Origin of the sequence: Fodinicurvata sp. EGI_FJ10296 (assembly GCF_040712075.1) — a bacterium.
Taxonomy (GTDB): Bacteria; Pseudomonadota; Alphaproteobacteria; order DSM-16000; family Inquilinaceae; genus JBFCVL01.
In genome coordinates this window covers 1-7,118 of sequence record NZ_JBFCVL010000019.1, presented here as the reverse complement: position 1 = coordinate 7,118, position 7,118 = coordinate 1, and the positions used below count along the sequence as shown (strand labels likewise).

The window sequence follows — 7,118 nt, the reverse complement described above, 5'->3', positions numbered from 1 at the left end:
GCAGAAGGGCATCCAAAGAACCGGATCGACGAACTGTTGCCCTGGAACTACAAAGCGCCGTCAACCCCATAATACCGTGGGCCGCAGGCTCCGCTTACATTTCTACTGCTATGTCCTTAGGAGAATTGGTGGAGCCAAGCGGGATCGAACCGCCGACCTTTACAATGCCATTGTATTGGTGTCGCAGAAATTGGCGGATTTCTGCGGCTTTTGGGAGCAATAGAATTCCATTAATCTTGTTTTGTTCACCTTGTAGCACGGCATAACACGGTCAACCCGGGGTTGACCGTGCATTCAATTTGCCAGAACTTCCAGACCCGGACCGGATAAGCTGACGAGGCGCTGCTGTAAGGTGCCCGCGAACGGGGCAGCGCAGGTTTTCATCTTGTCAGCACCTGCCAAATGAGCCCCGGCCCCGGTGTCCATGTAGTTGGATCGGATCTTGGTGTTCACCGCCTTGAAGGATTAAGAGCGATCGACGCATCGGTGTTTTCGACGGTAGAATCGAGTAATAGGAACTCACCCGTCATATGGTGGCGGAAAATGGAGCCGATCTCGTTCTGGCGAGCGCGTCTGCTCCGTCACCTGATCCTTGATCCCACGATCACCTCATACGAGGCCCGGCCCATGAATGAAGCCTTGTTTTCCGATACCGCAACCTTCGCGCCTTATTGGTGGGACCGGACGCCGCGCCCGAACGCCGGTTTTCCGTCTTTACCGAAGGCTGCGGATGTGGTGGTGATCGGATCAGGTTATTCCGGACTGCACGCCGCGCTTCAGACCGCCCGGGCGGGACGCAGCACCGTCGTCCTCGATGCCGGCGATCTCGGCTGGGGATGCAGCAGCCGGAACGGGGGCCAGGTCTCCGCCAGCATCAAGCCGGACCTGAAGACCCTGACCCGCCAACACGGCGCCGATCGGGCACAGCGGCTGATTGACGAAGGCAAAACCTCGCTTTCCTGGCTTGGCAGCTTCGTCCGCGAGGAAGGCATCGATTGCGATTTCCAACTTTGCGGCCGGTTTCACGGCGCCCATACCCAACGTGCCTTCGACCATCTGGCCCGGCAATATGGCGCCAAATCGGACGACACGGACAGCGATGCCATCTTGATTGATAAAGCCCACCAGCAGGGGGAAATCGGCACCGATGGATATTTTGGCGGTGTTGTTTTCCCGAACCACGCGTCGCTTGATCCCGGACGGTATCATCAGGGGTTGCTTGAACGTGTGGTGGGCGCTGGCGCCACGCCGGTCGCCCATTGTCCGGTCACCCAGATCGAAAAGCAGGGCACGGGCTGGCGGCTGACCACCGCCAATGGCACGATTTCGGCGCGCGAGGTCGTGGTCGCAACCAACGGCTATACCGGCGCCGCAACACCCTGGCTGCGTCGCCGGGTGATTCCGATCGGCAGCTATGTCATCGCGACGGAACCACTGCCCGAAAGCACCATGGCCCGGCTGATGCCCAAGGGCCGCAACATTACTGACACACGGCATGTGGTCTATTATTATCGGCCAAGCCCGGATGGCCGCCGAATTCTCTTTGGTGGCCGGGTGTCTCTCGGCGAAACCGACCCGCGTAAAAGTGGCCCCAAACTTCATCAGGCCATGTCGACCCTGTTTCCCGAACTGGTCGAGACCCGGATCAGCCACTCATGGTGCGGTTTCGTCGCCTATACCTTCGATGAGATGATGCATGTCGGCTGGCATGACGGCCTCCATTACGCAACGGGATATTGCGGCTCTGGGGTCGGTATGGCCAGCTATCTTGGCATGCGTCTCGGCCACAAGGTCGTGCAATCGGACCAAGGCGAGACGGCCTTCGATGGCCTGACATTCCCGACACGCCCTTTCTATACCGGACGGCCCTGGTTCCTGTCGGCCGCCGTCTGGTACTATGGAATGCGCGACCGTCTCGGGCTTTGACGCGTCAGAACACCAGGTCCCGGTAACCGCCCTTGCGGCCGTGCTCGGTTCCCACACGGCGGCATCTTGAGCAACCACAGGTCCTTCGAAGAAGGGTATGGAAGCTTGAGGCTCCAAAAGCCCTTTTGATGGTAGATTAAGATAACATACCAACTCATCCTATAGAGCGATAATCAAGCTGATTTCCACCCTCAAAGGAGGGCGTAGGAAACTCGATCAGCGTTGTCCGGTCCGACTGTTGCCAGCGCCAGATCTTGTTGCGCCGGTCAGCCGAGCGTAATGGCGGTCAGCAAGCGCCAGGCGACCACGCGCCCGGTCTCAGGCAGCATTCTGCCAGCGCAGCGACAGGCGTTCCAGCCAGCGCTGAGTAATCAGCGCGTCGTCCGGCGCGGTGACAGGTGCCATGGTCAGTCCTCAAGACGTTTGCCGGAACGACCCATGAAGCGAAGAAGAACAGCAAGATGGCAGATCGGAAAGTGCCTTAACAGGTCGATAAGGTAAGGCTGTCGGACGCACAGGCGAATTTTGGGAGGGGGTTATTGGATTCGATAATCCCCGCTTATCGAACCTAATCTGGGACGGTAGATCAAAAAGCGAACATTGATCGTACTGCATCCGCGTCGCGTGACACATTCTCATCATCTCGCCGGCTCAAACGATGTACGCTCGGTACTATGGAGAAGCGGAAGCCACCGGCACAATAGTAGGGTAATCTATCGCCCAGTGCGGGGGGATGCTACGGTTGCGTGGTCGTCGGCTCGACCAATGCGCCAAGACAGTTACGGTCGATGCCGAAAGCAGTTGCGATTGTTGGCAGCGTGAAAGGCCGAAACTGGCATCACGCGATACCGGAGGGCGGATGGTAGATCATGCAGTTATCAGAAAACTCACTGTTTTGCGTATTCGCGGCCTGAAAAAGCTGGAATGGCGACCATCCGAGGGTCAGCCCGCCAAAAACCTAGGCTGCTGCTCGCATATAAAAGACGCGCTTTCGATTCCCCTCTACACGGCTTGCGCCCCACTTGCGCGTCTTGCCCCTACCGCCACCCAAGGCGCGTTTATGCCAGCGGGAGACAGCCGGTATGGCTAAGCCGCCTGACCTTAAGTCCCTGAACCTCCTCCAGATCAAGGTAGTGTCCGTAGCAATCTGTAAGCTTTATTTTAAGTAGTTTCGACTTAATGTCGACGCTCAAACACTCGAGGGGAATATTTTGAAATTCACCAAAAAAGATTACATCCTCCGCAGCTTGAAAAAAGTTGCTCACAAAAGGTGGGAATATTTTATAATTTCGCGCGTTATTCATAAACTGGATGATGACCATATTGAATTCGTCACACAACAACTGGTTCGTTGCAAGAATGGGCAACGCGCCCTTACCGATCTGTATTTTCCCCAATTCAACCTTCACCTTGAAATTGACGAGCCGCATCACAATGGGTCCGTCGCAGCAGACGAGAGGCGCGAGCAGGACATCGTTGATGAGACCGGGCATGAGATGATTCGGATAAGAATATTGGACGAGCGTGGGATTGAGAGGGAACTTCCGGAAGTACGCGTTGAAACGGATTCCTTTGTGGAGCGGCTCCGGTCGGAGAAGAACGCGCAGCAAAAATCTGGTACGTTTTCACCTTGGGATTTCGAGCATCGCTATGATCCGAAACGGATCATAGCGATGGGAGAATTTTCCGTCTCAGACAATGTCCTGTTCCGAACTCAAGTCGACGCGATGCGTTGCTTTGGTTTTACGGGCAAAGGCCATCAGCGGGGTATTTGGAAGGTCCGGGACGGGAGCGGAGACATGCTCTGGTTCCCACGGCTGTATGAACACGGGATGTGGCGAAATGAGCTATGCAAAGAGGGTAAGGTTATCTATGAGCGCGCCATCAATGAAGATGGCCGTGCCTCTATCCGGAAGCAAAGAAAGGAGTTTGAGGAGAACCCCAATCAAAATTTGATTGTTTTTGCAAAGGCTCGTGACTCACTGGGCTTCCGACTGTTGCGGTATGTCGGCACGTTTCGGGTAAACCTTGCTGACCTCTCTGAGGATCATCTTAGCTTCAATCGGGAGCGGGTTTCTGAAACCGTAAGGCACCCTGCGTAAACCGAACCCAAAAACGGGCGCGTGTCGCTCTTCTGGTGGTTTCGATCATCCGGATCAGCCAAATCCCTTGCGCATTACTCATCGCCGCTCGGGCGCGAAGGCTGCGGCCGTTGGTGAAAACCAACTCGAAGTGATCGGTCGAACCGGAATGGTCACCGCCGTCGCCGACCATACCTTTGATCGGCGACCTCGACCGGCACCAGATCGGAAGCGGGCGCGCTCATAACCCCTTGCGGCGCATCTCGGTGGCGGTCAAGGTAAAAGATACCATCTTTTCGGAGGCCACTCTCATCGTCGCCGTTATTACGATCCAGGATAGGATCGATACAGTCTCTCTTCCGCAGCGACATCATGGATAAGGGCCAGTTGGTCCAGGGCCAGTCGTGTAATGATGTCGGCGCATTCGACCGCCCCAGCCCACCGGTGGTGCAAGACCGCGACCGGATCCAGAAGCCCAAGCATGTTGCCGGCAATAGCTCCGGTAGAATCGCTGTCGCCGCCATGGGTCACTGCGATCTTCAGACCGTGCTCGAAACCCTCGGCACATAGGCAGGCGTAGAGCGCGATCGAGAGCGCCTCTTCCGCCGTCCAGCCGCTGCCTAGGCCCTCCACCGTTTCCGGTCGTCCGTCGCGCGGGGCGTCCAGGGCGGCACGCAGAGCCGCTGCTGTCTCTTCGCCGTACTCAAAGCTTTTGTAGGTCTGCAGTATTTCCCGCGCAGCGTCCTCTAGGCCTGCGCCCGCTGCAACGTCGGCCAGCAACTCTGCCCAGGCGGCGCCAGCCAGTTGTCCGGTGGGGTGGCCGTGGGTAAGGGCCGACGTCTCGATCGCAAAGTTGCGCACCTGCTGGCGTGGCGACATAAGTGCCACTGGCATCACACGCATGATGGTGCCACAGCCCTTGCTGTTATTTATTGCGGGCGCACCCAACCGGCGGCTTTTAGCAAGAGCCCCAAGGCAGGTGTTGCCCGGGGCGCGCCGCACCCGCAACCGAGGGTCTGTGATCAGGCCGACTTCGTCGATCTCGATCTCGGGTGTCCCGCCCTGAGTGCTGTACCAGCGCAGCAGCGCATGATGCACGATCGAGGGTGGGTGGCTGATACCCTTGAGGCTGCTCCGTATCTGCGCGCGGATCAGACCTTCGGCGGTGAAGAGTGTCATCTGCGTATCGTCGGTAATGGCCCCGTGTAACCCCTTATGCGGGGGCAGATCATTAAGACCATCTGGATAACGGTGGCGGATCTCGCCGAGTGACAGGAACTCTATTTCGGCGCCAAGACTATCGCCAATAGCTCCCCCGAGCAAACTCGTGCGCAGTTGGATGCCCGGCAAGCCGTGGTCGCGGGCGTGCTCGATCAGCCAACGTTCCTGTGCCGCCGTTTCCACGGCGCCCGGACGTGCTGACCGCACCTCGGCGATTGCGGCCGGCGCGGAGAGACCTCGTTCGGTCAGAATCAGGGCTGCGATGGTGCCGGCCCTCCCCAGCCCACCGCGACAATGCACAAGGACACGCCCACCGCTTTCGAGAATATGGTGCAGCCGTGGGGATAGGTCGCGCCAGAGGGCGAGCGCAGCGTCGTCCGGGGCGTTCAGGTCACCGATTGGCACGTGGTGCCAGGCAATTCCGCGCGCTCTCAAACCGGCGGCAAGACTGGTCACGCGAAGAAATTCGAACTCATGTTCCTCGATTAGGGTGACGACCGCCGCAGCGCTCCAAGCCTGAATCGCGTCAAGGTCAATATCCATATCGCGCGCCCAGGATTGTCCGAAGACACTGTCACCGCTCTTGCCGGGGCAGAGGGTCAGGCCAAGAAAGCCGTTGGCGACTGGAAGCGGGTCGATGCGCAGGGGATGGGTTTGGCTGGTGCGATACAAAGATGGGACCTCACTGTTGGCTGTAAGCGGGATATAGACGGGATAAAAAATGCTGGAGACGTCATTTTCGGTTGGATGAAGGGCGGGCTACAGCAATCGCGGACACCGATATATTCTCGGACATCACCATCGGTGCCAATGGCGTGTCAACGAGCATACCATTAATCGGATCAGTGACTCTCGGAGTCAATCTTCTATAAATATCATTAGTCCACACATAATTTTACTAAACTGGCACATATTTGTTTCGGTATCGATCAGTCTATTACCCAGCCAGCATCAAGTAATTTGTCGATTGCTCCACACTGGATGTGCTTATTACTTCTCAAATCGACGATCACCAGAGTTTGAGGGGTGCTAACTTGCGCCAGCAGTAAACCGAAGCTATCATCCCAATTCTTCATGTGAATGGGCATGCGTTCACGGGGATTTATGGCAAGCATGTGTTCAATATGCTCGCGAGTGAGTGCGGTAAGTTCATCGGACCAATTTGGTGTCAACGGTAATGCCTCCATTCAGTTCTCAGTAACATCGCACAGTCATGCGCCAGTATCGGACGTATGTAATCTCCAGTCATCTTGATCGTGTCGATAGCTAATAAAAACCAACCGTAATTGATCACGGGCGTGGTCAGTTGGCAAAGATTGATTGGCCGTCCAGTGCCCGTGTGATGGCTTGGTGAGCTGTCAGGCCATTGAGTCGTCCGGTCAAGGAGGCACAACGTCATGGATGTGTCGTCGGTCCACTGCCTGGGCTCCAGCTTAAAATGTCCGCTCCCCACCATATCCGTCAGCGGGGGATAGGTAACGCGCTTGCGAACCTCCGTTGTGGCGCCGACAGCATCACCGTTGGCAAGGCCCATCATCGAGCCAATGGCACGATCTCGTGTCTTCACGCACTGCTGCGGCATGGCTAGATCACTTTCTTTTCGATGAGCATCTGCATGCGTTGGTGATCACCAAGACTGATCACGACGGCAGCGCTTCTTTGTGTGTACATGACCTGCCACTGATCTTTCATCCAGCCGCGACCGGAGCCCGGTTACTGTTTACGCCGAACGGCGTGGGTTGAGCAATCGCGTGACGCGCGGAGCTATCATCTGGTGCAGCGGGTCGGGCGATTGCGGTGGTCAGGGCCCGGGCATAGTCAGCCGGGGTTTCATATCCGAGGGCCGAATGTGGGCGCTGCGTATTGTAATCATCTACCCAGGCGGCGATC

6 protein-coding genes and 1 pseudogene are annotated in these 7,118 nt (G+C 57.1%); 3 read left to right on the top strand and 4 right to left on the bottom strand.

Annotated features, from left to right (window positions below; translation table 11 throughout):
• Positions 1 to 369 precede the first annotated feature (369 nt).
• From ABZ728_RS21915 to ABZ728_RS21905, 3 genes and pseudogenes are all read left to right on the top strand, one after another.
• Positions 370 to 516 (top strand): annotated as a pseudogene (locus tag ABZ728_RS21915) (GMC oxidoreductase); the annotation flags it as partial.
• Between the two features lie 27 nt (positions 517 to 543).
• Entirely contained in the window at positions 544 to 1,926 is a 1,383-nt protein-coding gene (locus tag ABZ728_RS21910; protein ID WP_366658573.1) for an FAD-binding oxidoreductase, read from the top strand.
• A gap of 1,211 nt (positions 1,927 to 3,137) precedes the next feature.
• Positions 3,138 to 4,028: an AbaSI family restriction endonuclease gene (locus ABZ728_RS21905; protein ID WP_366658572.1), complete on the top strand. Its 891-nt coding sequence runs from the start codon at positions 3,138 to 3,140 to the stop codon at positions 4,026 to 4,028.
• Between the two features lie 303 nt (positions 4,029 to 4,331).
• On the opposite strand, the gene ABZ728_RS21900 is transcribed toward ABZ728_RS21905, so the two are convergent.
• The 4 genes from ABZ728_RS21900 to ABZ728_RS21885 form a co-directional block, all read right to left on the bottom strand.
• A complete protein-coding gene (locus tag ABZ728_RS21900) occupies positions 4,332 to 5,900 on the bottom strand; it encodes an ADP-ribosylglycohydrolase family protein (RefSeq protein WP_366658571.1) in 1,569 nt (522 codons plus the stop codon).
• Positions 5,901 to 6,157: 257 nt separating this feature from the next.
• Positions 6,158 to 6,415, bottom strand: a complete 258-nt coding sequence (locus ABZ728_RS21895) for a hypothetical protein (protein WP_366658570.1) — start codon at positions 6,413 to 6,415, stop codon at positions 6,158 to 6,160.
• Positions 6,397 to 6,762, bottom strand: coding sequence for an ADP-ribosylglycohydrolase family protein (locus ABZ728_RS21890; RefSeq protein ID WP_366658574.1), 366 nt, complete (start codon positions 6,760 to 6,762; stop codon positions 6,397 to 6,399). The genes ABZ728_RS21895 and ABZ728_RS21890 overlap by 19 nt, the downstream gene beginning before the upstream one ends.
• Before the next feature lie 154 nt (positions 6,763 to 6,916).
• A partial coding sequence (locus ABZ728_RS21885; RefSeq protein ID WP_366658569.1) for an integrase core domain-containing protein occupies positions 6,917 to 7,118 on the bottom strand: 202 nt, incomplete at its 5' end.

Excerpts from the sequence above, each read along its gene's own strand:
- ABZ728_RS21910 (WP_366658573.1), top strand. The coding sequence starts at position 544 with ATGGAGCCGATCTCGTTCTGGCGAGCGCGTCTGCTCCGTCACCTGATC.
- ABZ728_RS21895 (WP_366658570.1), bottom strand. The coding sequence starts at position 6,415 with ATGGAGGCATTACCGTTGACACCAAATTGGTCCGATGAACTTACCGCA.
- ABZ728_RS21890 (WP_366658574.1), bottom strand. The coding sequence starts at position 6,762 with ATGGGCCTTGCCAACGGTGATGCTGTCGGCGCCACAACGGAGGTTCGC.